The organism is Pseudoalteromonas sp. CR1 (genome assembly GCF_019392235.1).
Classification (GTDB): domain Bacteria; phylum Pseudomonadota; class Gammaproteobacteria; order Enterobacterales; family Alteromonadaceae; genus Pseudoalteromonas.
Map to the genome: position 1 here is coordinate 1 of NZ_JAHXRM010000020.1, position 14763 is coordinate 14763.

Here is a 14763-nt window from a genome sequence, read left to right on the forward strand (position 1 = left end):
GTTTTACCGTGGTCAACGTGGCCGATTGTACCAACGTTTACGTGCGGTTTTACGCGTTCAAACTTTTCTTTTGCCATGACGGAACCTATCAGTTTTGTGTATCTAGATTACATATGAAAATAATCCACCGAAGGTAGATTAAGTTAATTTTTTCAAATAGTATTTTCTGACAGATAAAGGAAGTAATCAAGAAGATTCTTAAGACTGGTGCTGATAGGCAGAGTCGAACTGCCGACCTCACCCTTACCAAGGGTGCGCTCTACCAACTGAGCTATATCAGCAACACAAGAACTGGAGCGGGCAGCGGGAATCGAACCCGCATCATCAGCTTGGAAGGCTGAGGTAATAGCCATTATACGATGCCCGCGTTAGGAATCTGTTCTTAATCTACCTCTAACCGTCAAGAATAAAGTGGTGGAGGGAGCTGGATTCGAACCAGCGAAGGCTGAGCCGTCAGATTTACAGTCTGATCCCTTTGGCCGCTCGGGAACCCCTCCACGATAATTCTCTACTAATTCACTTTCGGTAAAAGGAAAGTGGTGCCGACTAACCGAGTCGAACGGTTGACCTACTGATTACAAGTCAGTTGCTCTACCAGCTGAGCTAAGTCGGCACTGCTTTAGTACGGGGCGAGATATTAGAGTAAGGTTTATTGGGATGCAACTATAAAATTAAAAAAAATGCGATTTTATTGCTTAAATGTTCAATATTCATGCAAAAGTTACTTATTTTTCTATTTTTAGCTCGTTTTGCTTAAATTTCGCCAAAAATTTAAACCTTTCATTACCAACAAAGAATCATAAATACTGCCTTCAAATTGCTGCTGTAATAACGCGCCATAACCACCAGCAAAAACAATTTGCATTGTTTGGGTGCTATTTTTTGCACCTAAATGTAATTTAGCTTGTTCAACTGCGCCTATGGTGGCCACTAACGCACCATTTTTTAAGCCGTTAGGGGTGTTTTTTCCTAACTGACTTACAAACGGAGTATTTTCGTCGTCAAATACACGCTGAGTATTTTGCGTCAGCGATGACGTCATTAAATCAAGCCCAGGTAAAATCCACCCGCCTAAGTGCTGTCCTTCACTGGTTAATACATCAATCGTTGTGGCCGTACCCGCATCAACCACTATGCACGCTTTATTTGGATGCAATGTAAACCCAGCAATGAGCGCAAGCCATCTATCAATACCTAAGTTGTTTACTTGCTCGTACGCGCAGGTAAGCCCTTGAAGTGTTTTAGTTACCGTTGCTTCATAACATGCAGTGTGATGCGTAGCAGCTTGAGCTAATATTTTATTGAGTAATTCACTTCGCCCTACACACGCGTATACAACGTCTGTTATTTGCGGCCAGGGTAAATTATTTAAATCGGCTTGTTGTGCCTGCTCGTTGTGCCAAAGCACGGCTTTTAAAGAGGTGTTACCTACATCGATGAGTAATCTCATAGCGATGCCTTTCTCAGTGATATTTCCCCGCCATAGTAGCTTTTTACATCTCCATCTTGACGAATACGAATCCCCCCTTGAGGGTCAATTCCTTCGCATATCCCCCGCCAACTTCTATGGCCTGTATTTAGCTCTACGCACTCACCAGCAAAAGCATTCAGTGAGTTCCATTGCTGATGCATTGTTTGTAACCCACTTTTACGATACTGTTCTAACCGATGCTCTAAGTGATAAGTGAGTGATGCCACCAGCTCATTTTTATCTAGCTTTTGGGTATGCTGGCTTAAATCAGTCCATGCTTGATCTATATTTTGGCTGAAATTTTCTGGCATTTGTAAATTAATACCAATTCCTAATACCAGCTGACACGGTCCTTGCGGTTGCCCATCTAGTTCAACAAGTACACCTGCAAGCTTTTGTTTGTTTAGGTAGATATCGTTTGGCCACTTAAGCTCTAAATCTATGTCATAAAGCGCTTTAATTGTATCGTATACCGCTAACCCCACCGCAATCGACACCCCCATAGCTGCCTGCAGACCATCATCTAAACGCCAAAAGTAACTGTAATAAAGGTTTGCACCAAACGGTGACTGCCACACACGTCCTCGACGCCCTCGCCCAGCTTGCTGCATTTCGGCCACTATAATAGTCCCCGACTCAAGCGCTGTTTTAGCTTGTATACGCCGCATAAGCTCGGAGTTGGTTGAGTCGATTATAGGATGAACTTCTACGTTCGCTGACTGCGACTTCAACTGACTATTTAATTGATTATAATGCTGTTGTATCTGCGATTGGTTTAAAAGCCCAGCGTAGTTGTTTAGGCTATAACCTTTGCCCGTTACTTTAAAAATATCTAAACCCATCTCTTGTAGGCTATTAATATGCTTACTCACAGCCGCACGGCTAATACCTAGCTGCTCTCCCAGCGCTTGCCCTGATACAAAGCCCGGTTTATTTAATGCATTTAATATTGCGAGTTTATTGCCATCAGGTGCTTTCACTGTGTAACGCCTCCTTGTACATAGCATTCGGCAGTTGTATTTATTAAGCGCACTTCATGCTCAAGCAGTATGCTATAACGCGAATACACAATATGTTGAATGTGCTTGATTATACTAATTAGATCTTCGCCGTGGCTATCGCCATGATTTACTAATACCAATGCTTGTTGCCTATGAACTTCAATGCCCGCAACCCGATAACCTTTGAGGTTTGCGTTATCTATTAACCACCCTGCAGCGACCTTATGCTTGCTTTGTCCGAATGCGTAGTGCGGTAATTCAGGGAATTGCTTTAATAGCGTTGCTAATTGTTGATTGGTAATTATTGGGTTTTTAAAAAAGCTGCCCGCATTGGGTAACGTGTATGGATCTGGCAGTTTACTGTTACGTGTTTGGATAACGTGCTCAAATACAGTACGCGGAGTCACATTTTTCAGCTGCTGCAACGGACCATAACTCAGCACAGGCTGCCATTGCTTTGGCAATACTAGCAATACACGTGTAATAACCGCTTTATTTTTCAATGCATGTTTAAATATAGAATCACGATAGCCAAACTTACATTGCTCGTTAGTCAAACAAACAAGTTCTCTGCTGTGTATGTCAAAGTATTCGACTGACTCTATAAATTTTGAAAGTTCAACCCCGTAGGCCCCAATATTTTGCACCGGTGACGCTCCAACAGTGCCGGGTATAAGTGCTAAGTTTTCAAGCCCTGGTAAGTTTTTATCCAATAAAAATTTGACTAATTGATGCCAATTTTCACCGGCTGCAACGCTTATTAAGGTATCGGTTTTACGGGGGGTAATATTAATCCCTTTAGTTGCCATTTTAATTACCGTACCATGGTAATCGTTTAAAAAAATGGTATTACTCCCCTCCCCCAACAAACAGAAAGGTGACGAAAAGCTTTGCTTATATAGCTGCTCAATGTCAGTAATTTCAACTAAATTTTGGCATTTGGTATGTAATGCAAAGGTGTGTAAAGGGTGTAATGCGTGCGTCACAAGGCTCTCAAGATAAACCGCCAACTAATCGCAATAGTTTACCTCATCGTCGCAAAATACGCATCAGATTGTAAAAATTGCTCAACCCACCTTGTCAATCGTGTTATAAAACCTGCTCTTTTTATTTGTGTTCAAGGTAATTATGAAAATTAAACCTCTCTTTTTAAGCCTCGCTATGGCGGGCATGTGTTCGCAAGCAATGGCGAATGCTGTTGATCAAAACTCATACGCCAATCTTGACGATGTTGTTACAACTCACTTAAGCCTTGATTTAGATGTCGATTTTAAAGACAAGCAATTAGAAGGCTTTGTTGAGCATACACTTCAGTGGAATAACAGCAAAAGCAAAAAGCTAGTGCTTGATACTCGCGACCTAGACATCGATAAAGTAATGTATCAAACGCAAGCAGGCAGCTGGCACAAAGCAAAATTCACTTTAGCAAACCGTGATGATGTTAAAGGTTCAAAGCTAACTATTGAGTTTAAAAACCAAGCCAAAGTAGTGCGTATTTACTATAACAGCCGTCCAGAGGCATCAGACTTACAATGGTTAACACCTGAACAAACAGCAAGTAAGACGCACCCGTTTATGTATAGCCAATCGCAAGCAATTCACGCTCGTAGCTGGTTACCTGTACAAGATACACCGGCAATGCGAGTAACCTATTCTGCGCGTATTACTACGCCTAAAGATATTCGTGCGGTTATGAGTGCCGATAATAAAGACGCACTTTATAAAGATGGCGATTATCACTTTGACATGCCGCAAGCTATTTCACCATACCTAATTGCTATTGGTGCAGGTAACTTAGAGTTTAAAGCGATGTCTCATCAAACAGGTATTTTTGCTGAGCCAGAAATTTTAGAAGCCTCGGTTGCTGAGTTTAACGACACGCAAGCCATGATCGACAAAACCAATGCCATGTACGGCGACTATGCATGGGGTCGTTACGACTTACTCATGCTTCCGCCAAGCTTTCCGTTTGGTGGCATGGAAAACCCGCGTTTATCGTTTATTACGCCTACTGTAGTGGCTGGTGATAAAAGTTTAGTTAATCTAATTGCGCACGAGCTTGCCCACTCTTGGTCTGGTAACTTAGTGACTAATGCAACGTGGGAAGATTTATGGTTAAACGAAGGTTTTACCTCATACGTTGAAAACCGCATTATGGAAGAAGTATTTGGTCGCGACCGTGCAGTAATGGAGCAAGCTCTTGATGCCGCAGGGTTACGTGCACAGCTTAAAACTATTGATGCGCCTGATACTCGTCTTAACTTAAAGCTTAATGGCCGCGATCCAGACGATGCCTTTAGCTCAGTGCCTTACACTAAAGGTCAGTTATTCTTAATTTACTTGGAAAACAAATTTGGTCGTGACAAGTTTGACCCTTTCGTAAAAACTTACTTTGACGAGTTTGCTTTTAAATCGTTAACGACTGCACAATTTGTTACCTATATTGAAGCCCATTTAATTAACAAGTACCCAGGTATTGTTAGTATGGATAAAGTGAACGAGTGGATTTTTGAACCTGGTTTACCAAGCGATGCGCCAAACCCAACCTCTGATGCGTTCGATAAGGTCGATACTGCAACCACAGCTTGGTTACAAGGCGCAACAACTGCAGCGCAGCTCCCAACAGCAAACTGGACAGTACATGAGTGGTTACACTTTTTAAATAACCTACCACGTGATTTAAGCATTGAAAAAATGACTGAATTAGACGGTGAGTTTAACTTAACGCAATCAACCAACGCAGAACGCGCATTTGCATGGTATATGCTTGCGGTGGGCAACGGTTACCAACCGATTTACCCTGCTCTTGATAAGCATTTATCAGGTATTGGTCGTCGTAAGCTAATTGTCCCTCTGTACAAATCACTGATTACTAACGGTAAAAAAGAGTGGGCACAAAAGGTGTACTTAAAAGCACGTCCGGGTTACCACCCACTAGCACAAGGCACTATTGACGCTTTATTTGAATAATAAACAGCGTAAAATAGGAACTAAAAAGGGCCAAATTTGGCCCTTTTTTAATGCTTATCTCAAACAGCTTATTTTGTTACTTTTGCTAAAAAAGCCTGTCGCTCAGCAATTGTTGCTTGTTGCCACCAAAAGTCGAGCATTTGCGTCGCACTTGGCATGCCTTTTCCTGTAATGGGTGCAATTGGTTTAATCGGTCTACTCGGCTTTTCTGGACTCGCAGGTGATTCTCGCATAGTCCTCACTGGCGCTTCGCTAGCAAGTTGGTTATTAGAGACAACACTCAATGGTGCAGCTAACGCACTGCCTTTAGCTTTTAAACTTACCATGGGCGATTGAGCAAATACTTTAGCCGCTACTGCATTTTCAGCACGATTAAATACCAAGGTGTAATCTGTGCCCGCCTCAATCGTAATATCAACCCAAAAAGGCTCTGACTCGACCACCTCATGCATATCGTAATCTTCATCGTATAAGTCGGTATACTTGAGCTTTAGCCGATACGAACCCGGCGCTAGCTCTAAATCGTCTACACGACTAAACAAAGAGCTTTCTATTATTCGCTCACCGACTTGTAACGGCACAAACTCTTCAGGAAAGTGAATATTTTCTGCCATACCCGATACACTAAATAGCAATGCAGCTACACTGCTCATTAACACTGATTTACGCATATTAACTCCTTTGGTTGATTTGAGTTTGACACTGCTTTGCAAATTTGTCATTAGTGAATCTAAATTTCATACCACTTGATAAGGAACACACAATGAGCCAAGAGACACTATTTACAAAAATAATTAATCGCGAAATCCCAGCAAGCATAATTTACGAGGACGAAAATACTCTCGCGTTTGAAGATATAAACCCTCAAGCTCCTTTTCATGTGTTAATTATCCCAAAAATTGCAATTCCTACCATAAATCATATAAATGATGATAACGCACACTTAGTAGGCAACTTATATGTGGTGGCCGCGAAGCTTGCAAAAGAACATAACTTTAGCGATGACGGCTACCGTGTTGTTATGAACTGCAACGATCATGGCGGTCAAACCGTCTATCATATCCATCTTCACATGCTTGCCGGTAAGCAAATGGGGTGGCCTCCTTATCAAGATAACAAAAAAGAAATCGTTTAATTAAGCTCGGTTACTGCATGCTATGTAAAAGCGTGTGTTCCTATAAATTAAAAAACAATTACTTATTTGCAACATTTTATGTTTAAATAATCATAAAATTGTACTTGTTTTTAAGTACGATAGCGGTTTTCTAATACTAAAGGTGTGGGAATCGTGATAAACTTAATCAGTCAGCTTTATAAAAGAGTATAAAAACATGAGCAGTTCTGCCTTTTTGTTATTAGATAAAGATCCAATTAATACTATTGGTATTAACGTATTAGAGCCATTGCTAAAAACGCAAGGACTAGACGTAACAACCGGTACTAATATATTGGATACACCTGAAGGGACTCGCTTACTTTTTATTGAAACGTCTAGCAATGACGCGTGGGGAAAATTAAAAGAACAACTAGTAAACCTACGTGTTAAGTGCGATATCATATTATTTAACTTAGATGAAAACCCAGAGCTTGCCAATCGAGCATTACTCAGCGGGATTCGTGGTGTATTTTATACGACCGACAATGCAGATGTGCTAATGAAAGGTATTCGACTCTTATTAGAAGATCAGCTTTGGTATCGTCGCGACATCATGTGTAATGCGTTAAATCGCATGTTGCAGTTTAATAAAGATGCACTTCACAAGCTTACAGAGGGCGATATTGAACCTGTCAAACTTACTAAGCGCGAGAAAGCAATTATTTCATTAATGAGTAACGGTTCTAAAAATAAAGAAATTGCTGAAGAACTTAGCATTAGCCCACACACAGTAAAAACTCATCTATACAGCGCATTTAGAAAGACTAAGTGTCGTAACCGTATTGAGCTATTATCTTGGGCACAGCAAAATATACCAGACGAAATTCGCTAAACGCGTAGTTCAAATTAAAAAACAGACACTTAGGTGTCTTTTTTGTATTTAGTCTAAGCACTTGTTAACTTAAAATATTTTAATTACTCTAACTTAAAATTTCTTTGCTGGAAGCCTGATGCTCGATTCCTACACTCTTTATTTTGCCAGCATAGCCGTTATTGTTGTTATGATATTTTTGAATATTTTAACATGGCGAACAAATAAGCAAATTCCGGGGACACTACTTTATATTTTTTACCCGGTATTAATGCTATGTGCAGTTATTGCATTTGCTTTTATGAGTAACACCCATAATTTAATTGTTATAAATGCAGCATGTAGCTTAATGTTTGCAGCCTCTATTGTGCACTGTTTTTCTATTAGCCAATTTTTGAATTATCGCGGGCCTGGGTTTAAGCTTCTTTGTTCAGTCACCGCATTTAGTGCAGTGGTATTTGGTTATTATAGTTTTTTTGATCCCTCTTTAGCTGGCCGTGTAATCGCATCCGATTTACAACATATTTCAGAGGCCTTGTTTTTACTGTTTATATTTATAAAGTACGCTCGTAAACCTTATCCCAACGGCAGTATTGTATACATTACAATTTTAACACTCGTGGTGTTAGCCTTTATTGCACGTTCAATTTTTATGAATGAAATTGAGCAAAAAGATCTCGTTTCAAGCAGCTGGTTTAGTACCGTACTATTTTTAAACGGAACTATTGCACCGATGTTTTATGCTGCAGGCATGGCGCTACTATGTAATGAACGCCGGGAACATCACCTCAATACGTTAGCCGCTAAAGCCCAAAAAGATTTAGAAATACGCGGACTATTTTTATCTACCATTAGCCATGAAATACGCACGCCACTTAATGGTATTTTAGGTAGCGCGCAACTGGTTATGAACCAAACAAGCGATACACACAGTAAGGCTTATTGCGAAGCAATTATTAACTCAGCAGAATCATTAAATTTACTAGTCGATAAAGTGCTTGAATATGCAAGTTTAGACCAAAGTGATGAAGCCCTTTATGAAGAAGACATTGAATTTAAAACCTGGCTAAATAATTTATGCCTGTTACTCAGCCCGTTAGCTGAACAAAAACAGCTTAAGTTTGAGCTTGTGTGTAATGTTCCCGAGCAAGCCTGTTACTACTGCGACCAACAAAAGCTACGACAAATAATTATTAACTTAGTCGGCAATGCAATAAAGTTCACCGACCGTGGTGTGGTAAAAATTCAGGTTGATTTGATTTTAGAAAAGCAGCTAGAACACACCATTAAAGTCAGTGTTAAGGATTCAGGCCCAGGTATTGAAAACGATGAAATTGCATACTTAACTGAGCCCTATGTACAAAGTAGTGCAGGTAAAGAAAAAGGTGGCACGGGTCTCGGGCTTGCAATTACAAGCCGCTTATTAGAAAAACTCGGTAGTCGCCTTGAGATTTCTAGCGAACTGGGTATTGGTAGTGTGTTTAGCTTTATAACGACCTTTACCTTAGGTGAGTTAAGCCTTGTAGAGCAACGCCATCAAACAAAAGACTACTTAACAGGGCTTGATGTTCTTTTGGTTGAAGATTTAGACCTAAACCAAAAAATAGCCATTGAGTTTATGGCAGACGACGAGCACAAAATTAAGCTCGCTAAAGACGGTAAAAGCGCCATTGAGCTAATGCAAGCATATCACTTTGACGTAGTCTTACTTGATATGAACCTACCTGATTTAACAGGACAAGAAGTTATTAAGCGCCTAAAGCGTGTTGAGCACAAAAACCAGCGAACACCTATACTTGCTTTTACTGCCAGTTTAAGTCCTGATGAAGTTAAAGAATATTTAGCGCTGGGCATTAAAGACATTGTTGGTAAGCCAATTAAACACCAAAAACTACGCCAAGCATTAAGCGACTCTCAATCAAATCAAACCACAAATATTGCAGTAGAACTTATTGATACCCTTTATGATAAAACGGCTATAGAAACACTCGCCAGCTCGTTTAGTGAGGATGAGGTATCGTCTATTTATAATGAGTTTGTACTTTCTGCTCGAAATAAGTTAATTCGCTGCCAAGGGTTAATAGACCAGCACCCCGAGCAATGCATTAAACTTTTGCATCGCCAAGCGAGCACTGCATTACAATTAGGGTTTAACCGCTATGGCATGGAGCTTAAAAAAATAGAACGCCGATTACTTGATAATAAGCCACATAACGATCTACTTAATGAAGCGCTCGAACTGTGGCAACGCAGCCTTGAAAAATACTTAAAGTTTGTCCGTGGACAACTTTCATAAAGTAAATTAAAAAGGCGTTAAAGCCCTTCTCTGCCATATAAGTCATCAAACCGTTGTATGTCGGATTCATCAAGTATGGCACCCGTTTGTACTTCAATAACAATTAATGGCACTTGTTGGTTATTCGCCAAGCTATGAACTTGCTTCGCGGCAATGTAGCACGATTGGTCTTGGGTGAGCGTTAGCAACTGCTCATCAATGCGAACATTGGCAATTCCCGATACCACCACCCAATGCTCTGCACGATGCTGATGTTGCTGTGTTGAAAGCTTAGCACCGCTATTAACGGTTATTTTTTTAACTTTAAAACCACTATCTTCAACCAAAGTGCGGTAGTTACCCCACGGACGATACACAACCTGATGGTGATTGAGTTTATCACTTTGGCCCTGTGCTAATTGTTTAAGTAATAAAGGTAAACCGTCGAGCTTATTCTTATCGGCAACCAGTGTGGCATCGTGGGTGTGAATAATGGCTAAATCACTTACCCCAAGCGTTGCGATACTATGGTCGTGTTCGCTAATAACAAAATTATTCGTACTGTTTTGTGCTATATGGTTTTGGTTTTCGTTATTACCGTGCGCATCTTGCTTAGTAAGGCTTGCAAGCGCACTAAAGCTACCTACATCACTCCATTTAAGCGCAACAGGCATAACCGCTACATTGTTGCTGCGCTCTAAAATAGCGTAATCAATAGAGTCACTTGGGCAGCTTTTAAGTGGCTCTATGTTTGGCCTTGTAAAGCCTAAGTCGTGTGAAAACTGAGAGGCAGCATGAACACTGTGTGCTATTTTTGGCGCAAAACGTTCAAGCTCATTTAAATAAGCTCGTGGCGTAAATAAAAACATGCCGCTATTCCAACTATAACCACCTTCCGCTAGGTATTTTTGTGCTGTTGCTAGGGTTGGCTTTTCTTTAAATTCAGCGACTTCAAAACAGTTTGAGCCTGAAATTTTACTGCCTTGCTTTATATACCCAAACCCTGTGTGCGCGTGTGTAGGTGTAATTGAAAAGGTAACTAGCATTCCTTGCTCAGCTAACTTAACAGCATCATTTAACTGAAGTGTTAGCTCATCAAAATTTTCAATATAATGATCGGCTGGCATCACTAACATTGGTCCATCAATCCCCTGCTGTAGTGCGTAACATGCGGCTAACGCAATGGCAGGCGCCGTATTTTTACCCTGAGGCTCTAGTAAAAGCGCTTGCGGGTTAATAATTGTACTTTGCTCGGCAGCAATAAAACGGTGTTGTTCGTTACAAACCAGTATTGGCTTTTCAAACTGATTACCTGACACTCGCGCTAAAGTGCTTTGTAATAACGAATAGTGGTTATCGAGTAGCGGTAAAAATTGTTTGGGCATGGCTTGGCGCGACAAAGGCCACAGTCTAGAGCCAATACCCCCAGCTAAAATAACAGGAGTGATTAAAGTATTCATAATGCTAATTAGCCGCCAATCAATGTAATAGCGTCTATTTTAACACTAAATATTTTTAGTGCTAAGTGAAGATAACTTAAGTTAGCGTAAACGGATCGGCATCTAAATAAGCGGGAAAAGACGTTTTAAACGCATCTAGAGGCTCTTTTTCAAGTGTAATTGTCAATAATTGTTTAATATTATCGCCCGCCTTGGCTAATGTCTCTCCTTTAAAGTTATAAACAGCCGTACCACCATTGTGAGCAACGCCATTACCATCATCGCCTACACGGTTAACCCCTACCACATAACATAAATTTTCTATCGCACGAGCTGCCAATAATGTATCCCAAGCGGGACGTCGTACCGCTGGCCAATTTGCTACATTAACCATTATGTCGTAGTCATTTTTATTGCGCTGAAAAACCGGAAAACGCAGGTCATAGCAAACTTGAGGCAGTACTTTAAAGCCATTAATTTCAAAAACTTTTCGCTCATTTCCTGCTATTACATGATCTCCCTCATTGCCTAAGCGAAATAAATGACGCTTATCGTAATGGGTCACTTCACCACATGGTTTTACCCAATAAAAACGGTTGGCTTTTTTATCATTTTGCGCCACCAGCACCGACCCAGCAATCACTGCATTATGTTTTTTTGCTTGTTGTTTTAACCAAGTAAGCACTAGGCCATTCTCTGGCTCCGCGCAATCATGGTTTATAGCAAAACCAGTGGCAAACGTTTCAGGTAATAAAATAAGGTCAGGCTTCTCTGTTAGCCCACCTAGTTGCTTATCAAACATCGCTAAATTAGCGCTTTTATCGAGCCAGTGAAGAGAGCTTTGTACTAATGTGAGCGTTAAAGTTGACATAAAATATGGGCTGCCTCTTTTAGGGTTTCATCATTTTTTGCAAAACATAAGCGAATAACCTTGTCACCCGGGGGCGTTTGATAAAAAACACTTAAGGGTATTGCCGCAACACCTGCTTGCTCAACTAACCAATGGCAAAATTCAATATCTTTTAAATCAGATACATCACTGTAATCTAACAATAAAAAATAGGTTCCTTGGCTTGGTAAAATTGTAAATCGACTTCCATGTAAATGACGTATAAGTAAATTACGCTTTTGTTGATAAAAATCACTAAGTCTATCTACATGATCGCCTTGTTGTTCTAACATATCGGCCAATGCATGCTGAGCAGGTGTAAAGCTAGAAAAGGTGACATATTGATGAATCTTTCTAAACTCACCTGACAAGTCATCAGGGGCAATGCAGTAACCCATCTTCCACCCTGTGCAATGAAATGTTTTACCAAAGCTCGAAATAACAAAACTTTTAGCTAATAACTCGTGATCGCGTAGTACACTTAAATGTAGTTGCTCATCAAAGGTAATGTGCTCATATACCTCATCGCTAATAACATAAAGGTTGTAAGTACCAACTAATCTTTTAAGCTTTAGAATATCGTGATGTGTAAATATTTTAGCGCTTGGGTTGTGGGGCGTATTTATAATAATAGCGCGTGTTTTTTTTGTGATTTTTTGCTCTACCTTATGCCAATCAATCGTAAAGTCTGGCGCATTTAAAGCAATATGTACTGACCTCCCACCAGCAAGCTCAATAGCTGGCTTATAGGAGTCGTAAGCAGGATCAAATACAATGACCTCATCGTTTGGTCGTACAGCTGCTTGAATGGCAACAAAAAGGGCTTCGGTTGCACCTGATGTGATAGTTATTTGCTTATCAGCATTAAGCTCTGTAGCGTATTTATTTTGTACCAAATTTGCAATTTGCTGCTGTAATTTAGGCACACCACTTGAAGGGGAGTATTGGTTAAAACCGTTTTGAACATAATGAGTGATCTGACTTTTTAAAAAGTTTGGAGTGTCAAATTCCGGAAAGCCCTGCGAAAGATTAAGTGCAGAGAACTGATTCGCCAACTCGCTCATTTGACTAAATATACTTACGCCAACGTCGGGTAATTTACTATTGAACACGCACTTTCCTTACTTCATTTTTGAAACAGCTCATAATAAACATGCGCCTATTGCGTCTGTTTATTTTTGACTTACTTATAATTTTCGTAAATTTTGTCTAATGGCTCCGAAAGGCCACTTTCTTGCACTATGCGTACATGCTCACGTTTAAGCTCTCGTGCACTTGTTACGCCGCATGAGTGAGCAATAAGCCCCGCGCCATAGTGAATATACTTATTGTAGTTAGCCACTCGCTGCGCTTTATCAGCAACGTTTAAACCGCGCTGCAAGCGTTCGTTATGAGTAGTAATACCGGTAGGGCAAGAATCTTTGTTACATTGCATTGCTTGAATACACCCTAATGCAAACATATGTCCGCGAGCCGATACAACAAAATCGGCCCCAAGCGCTAACGCCCAAGCAACTTTAGAAGGCACAATAAGCTTACCCGAAACAATGACTTTAACGCGATCACGCAGTCCGTGTTTTTCAAGCATATTAACTACTAGCGGTAAACTTTCACGAAGTGGTAATCCCACAGAGTCCATTAAGGGTTGAGGAGCAGCACCTGTTCCACCGTCGGCACTGTCAATAGTAATAAAGTCAGGAGCTGACTCTATACCACGTTGATTTATTTCAGCAAATAAGGTTTCTAACCAGCCATACGCACCAATAACGGCCTTAAAGCCAGTTGGTTTACCTGTAGTATTTCGTACCGTCGCAATCATATCGAGAATATCGCTGGGGTTTTTAATTTCAGGGTGCCCATTTGGACTAATAGAATCTTCCCCCTCAGGGATACCGCGTATTTTTGCTATTTCAGCATTCACTTTACGCCCAGGAAGCATACCTCCCTTACCGGGTTTAGCACCTTGGCTCATTTTAAGCTCAAACATTTTAACCTGCTCGTGTGCTGCAACCTGTTTGAGCTTTTCGATACTGAGCTGCCCATTTTCATCGCGCACACCGTACTTAGCAGTACCAATTTGAAAAACTAAATCGGCGCCCCCTTCAAGGTGATAAGGGCTCAAGCCACCTTCACCCGTGTTCATCCAACAGCCTGCGAGCTTGGCTCCTTTAGAAAGAGCACGGACAGCGGGTTTAGACAGCGCACCAAAGCTCATTCCCGATACATTAAATAACGAATTGGTTGAATAAGGTGTTTGGCAATAGGGCCCAAGCGTTACTTCACTTGGCGCAAGCGCTTCTTCATCAAGCGTAGGGAAGGCGCAGTTCATAAACATGACCGTACCTGTGGCCTCCAAGCTTTGTGTAGATCCAAATGCCGCAGTACGGTCTACGTTTTTTGCAGCACGGTAAACCCAACTACGTTCGGCCCGATTAAAAGGCATTTCTTCTCTATCAAGGGCAAAAAAGTATTGTCTGAAAAACTCACCTTGGCGTTCAAAAAAGTACCTAAAGCGCCCAATTACCGGGTAATTTCGTCTAATTGCATGCTTTGTTTGTGTAACATCGCGGATATAAAAAATAACGACAATTAAAACCAGCAAACCTAAAAAAACAATAAATAGACTCGCAAATACATCAATACTAAACATTATAAAATTATTCATTGTAGGGTTCGCTGCTGTAAAAATAAAAAAGTGCTATGCCCAACATGACATAACACTTTTATGCATTCAAGAATTAACCATCTGTA

Annotated in this window: 12 protein-coding genes, 4 tRNA genes and 1 pseudogene; 4 read left to right on the forward strand and 13 right to left on the reverse strand. The window is 40.7% G+C overall.

Annotated elements, in window-relative coordinates; all coding sequences use genetic code 11:
- The 8 genes and pseudogenes from KZZ04_RS15735 to murB all read right to left on the reverse strand — a co-directional run.
- Positions 1 to 77 (reverse strand): annotated as a pseudogene (locus tag KZZ04_RS15735) (elongation factor Tu); the annotation flags it as partial.
- A gap of 128 nt (positions 78 to 205) precedes the next feature.
- Positions 206 to 281: transfer RNA gene (locus tag KZZ04_RS15740), tRNA-Thr, on the reverse strand.
- An 11-nt stretch (positions 282 to 292) separates the two neighbouring features.
- Positions 293 to 367 (reverse strand) — tRNA-Gly (locus tag KZZ04_RS15745).
- A 45-nt stretch (positions 368 to 412) separates the two neighbouring features.
- Positions 413 to 497, reverse strand: a tRNA-Tyr gene (locus KZZ04_RS15750).
- 40 nt (positions 498 to 537) lie between these two features.
- Positions 538 to 613, reverse strand: a tRNA-Thr gene (locus KZZ04_RS15755).
- A 126-nt stretch (positions 614 to 739) separates the two neighbouring features.
- Positions 740 to 1450 carry a type III pantothenate kinase gene (locus tag KZZ04_RS15760; RefSeq protein ID WP_058404683.1) on the reverse strand — a complete coding sequence of 237 codons (711 nt, stop codon included), beginning with the start codon at positions 1448 to 1450 and terminating at the stop codon, positions 740 to 742.
- A complete protein-coding gene (gene birA / locus KZZ04_RS15765) occupies positions 1447 to 2451 on the reverse strand; it encodes a bifunctional biotin--[acetyl-CoA-carboxylase] ligase/biotin operon repressor BirA (RefSeq protein ID WP_058404684.1) in 1005 nt (334 codons plus the stop codon). The genes KZZ04_RS15760 and birA overlap by 4 nt, the downstream gene beginning before the upstream one ends.
- The gene (murB, locus tag KZZ04_RS15770) at positions 2448 to 3458 is read right to left on the reverse strand and encodes a UDP-N-acetylmuramate dehydrogenase (protein WP_058404718.1); all 1011 of its coding nucleotides are present in this window, start codon (positions 3456 to 3458) and stop codon (positions 2448 to 2450) included. The genes birA and murB overlap by 4 nt, the downstream gene beginning before the upstream one ends.
- 142 nt (positions 3459 to 3600) lie before the next feature.
- Between murB and KZZ04_RS15775 the strand changes: the two genes are divergently transcribed.
- The gene (locus KZZ04_RS15775) at positions 3601 to 5442 is read left to right on the forward strand and encodes a M1 family metallopeptidase (protein ID WP_219423142.1); all 1842 of its coding nucleotides are present in this window, start codon (positions 3601 to 3603) and stop codon (positions 5440 to 5442) included.
- A 68-nt stretch (positions 5443 to 5510) separates the two neighbouring features.
- Here KZZ04_RS15775 and KZZ04_RS15780 read toward each other — a convergent pair whose 3' ends face one another.
- Positions 5511 to 6113 carry a DUF2057 domain-containing protein gene (locus KZZ04_RS15780; RefSeq protein WP_058404686.1) on the reverse strand — a complete coding sequence of 201 codons (603 nt, stop codon included), beginning with the start codon at positions 6111 to 6113 and terminating at the stop codon, positions 5511 to 5513.
- A gap of 92 nt (positions 6114 to 6205) precedes the next feature.
- On the opposite strand from KZZ04_RS15780, the gene KZZ04_RS15785 reads away from it, so the two are divergent.
- The 3 genes from KZZ04_RS15785 (at position 6206) to KZZ04_RS15795 (ending at position 9705) form a co-directional block, all read left to right on the forward strand.
- A complete protein-coding gene (locus KZZ04_RS15785; protein WP_058404687.1) occupies positions 6206 to 6577 on the forward strand; it encodes a histidine triad nucleotide-binding protein in 372 nt (123 codons plus the stop codon).
- 196 nt (positions 6578 to 6773) lie between these two features.
- Positions 6774 to 7430, forward strand: coding sequence for a response regulator transcription factor (locus KZZ04_RS15790; protein WP_008132268.1), 657 nt, complete (start codon positions 6774 to 6776; stop codon positions 7428 to 7430).
- 118 nt (positions 7431 to 7548) lie between these two features.
- Positions 7549 to 9705, forward strand: a complete 2157-nt coding sequence (locus KZZ04_RS15795; protein ID WP_058404688.1) for an ATP-binding protein — start codon at positions 7549 to 7551, stop codon at positions 9703 to 9705.
- A gap of 17 nt (positions 9706 to 9722) precedes the next feature.
- Here KZZ04_RS15795 and KZZ04_RS15800 read toward each other — a convergent pair whose 3' ends face one another.
- From KZZ04_RS15800 to KZZ04_RS15815, 4 genes are all read right to left on the reverse strand, one after another.
- Positions 9723 to 11144 (reverse strand): mannose-1-phosphate guanylyltransferase/mannose-6-phosphate isomerase, encoded by a 1422-nt coding sequence (locus tag KZZ04_RS15800; RefSeq protein WP_138531013.1) that lies wholly within the window; start codon positions 11142 to 11144, stop codon positions 9723 to 9725.
- Positions 11145 to 11220: 76 nt separating this feature from the next.
- Positions 11221 to 11994 carry an amidohydrolase gene (locus tag KZZ04_RS15805; RefSeq protein ID WP_058404690.1) on the reverse strand — a complete coding sequence of 258 codons (774 nt, stop codon included), beginning with the start codon at positions 11992 to 11994 and terminating at the stop codon, positions 11221 to 11223.
- On the reverse strand, positions 11982 to 13124 hold the full coding sequence (locus tag KZZ04_RS15810) for a methionine aminotransferase (protein ID WP_219423143.1): 1143 nt from the start codon (positions 13122 to 13124) through the stop codon (positions 11982 to 11984). The genes KZZ04_RS15805 and KZZ04_RS15810 overlap by 13 nt, the downstream gene beginning before the upstream one ends.
- A 71-nt stretch (positions 13125 to 13195) precedes the next feature.
- Entirely contained in the window at positions 13196 to 14677 is a 1482-nt protein-coding gene (locus KZZ04_RS15815; RefSeq protein WP_219423144.1) for an FMN-binding glutamate synthase family protein, read from the reverse strand.
- Between the last annotated feature and the right edge of the window lie 86 nt (positions 14678 to 14763).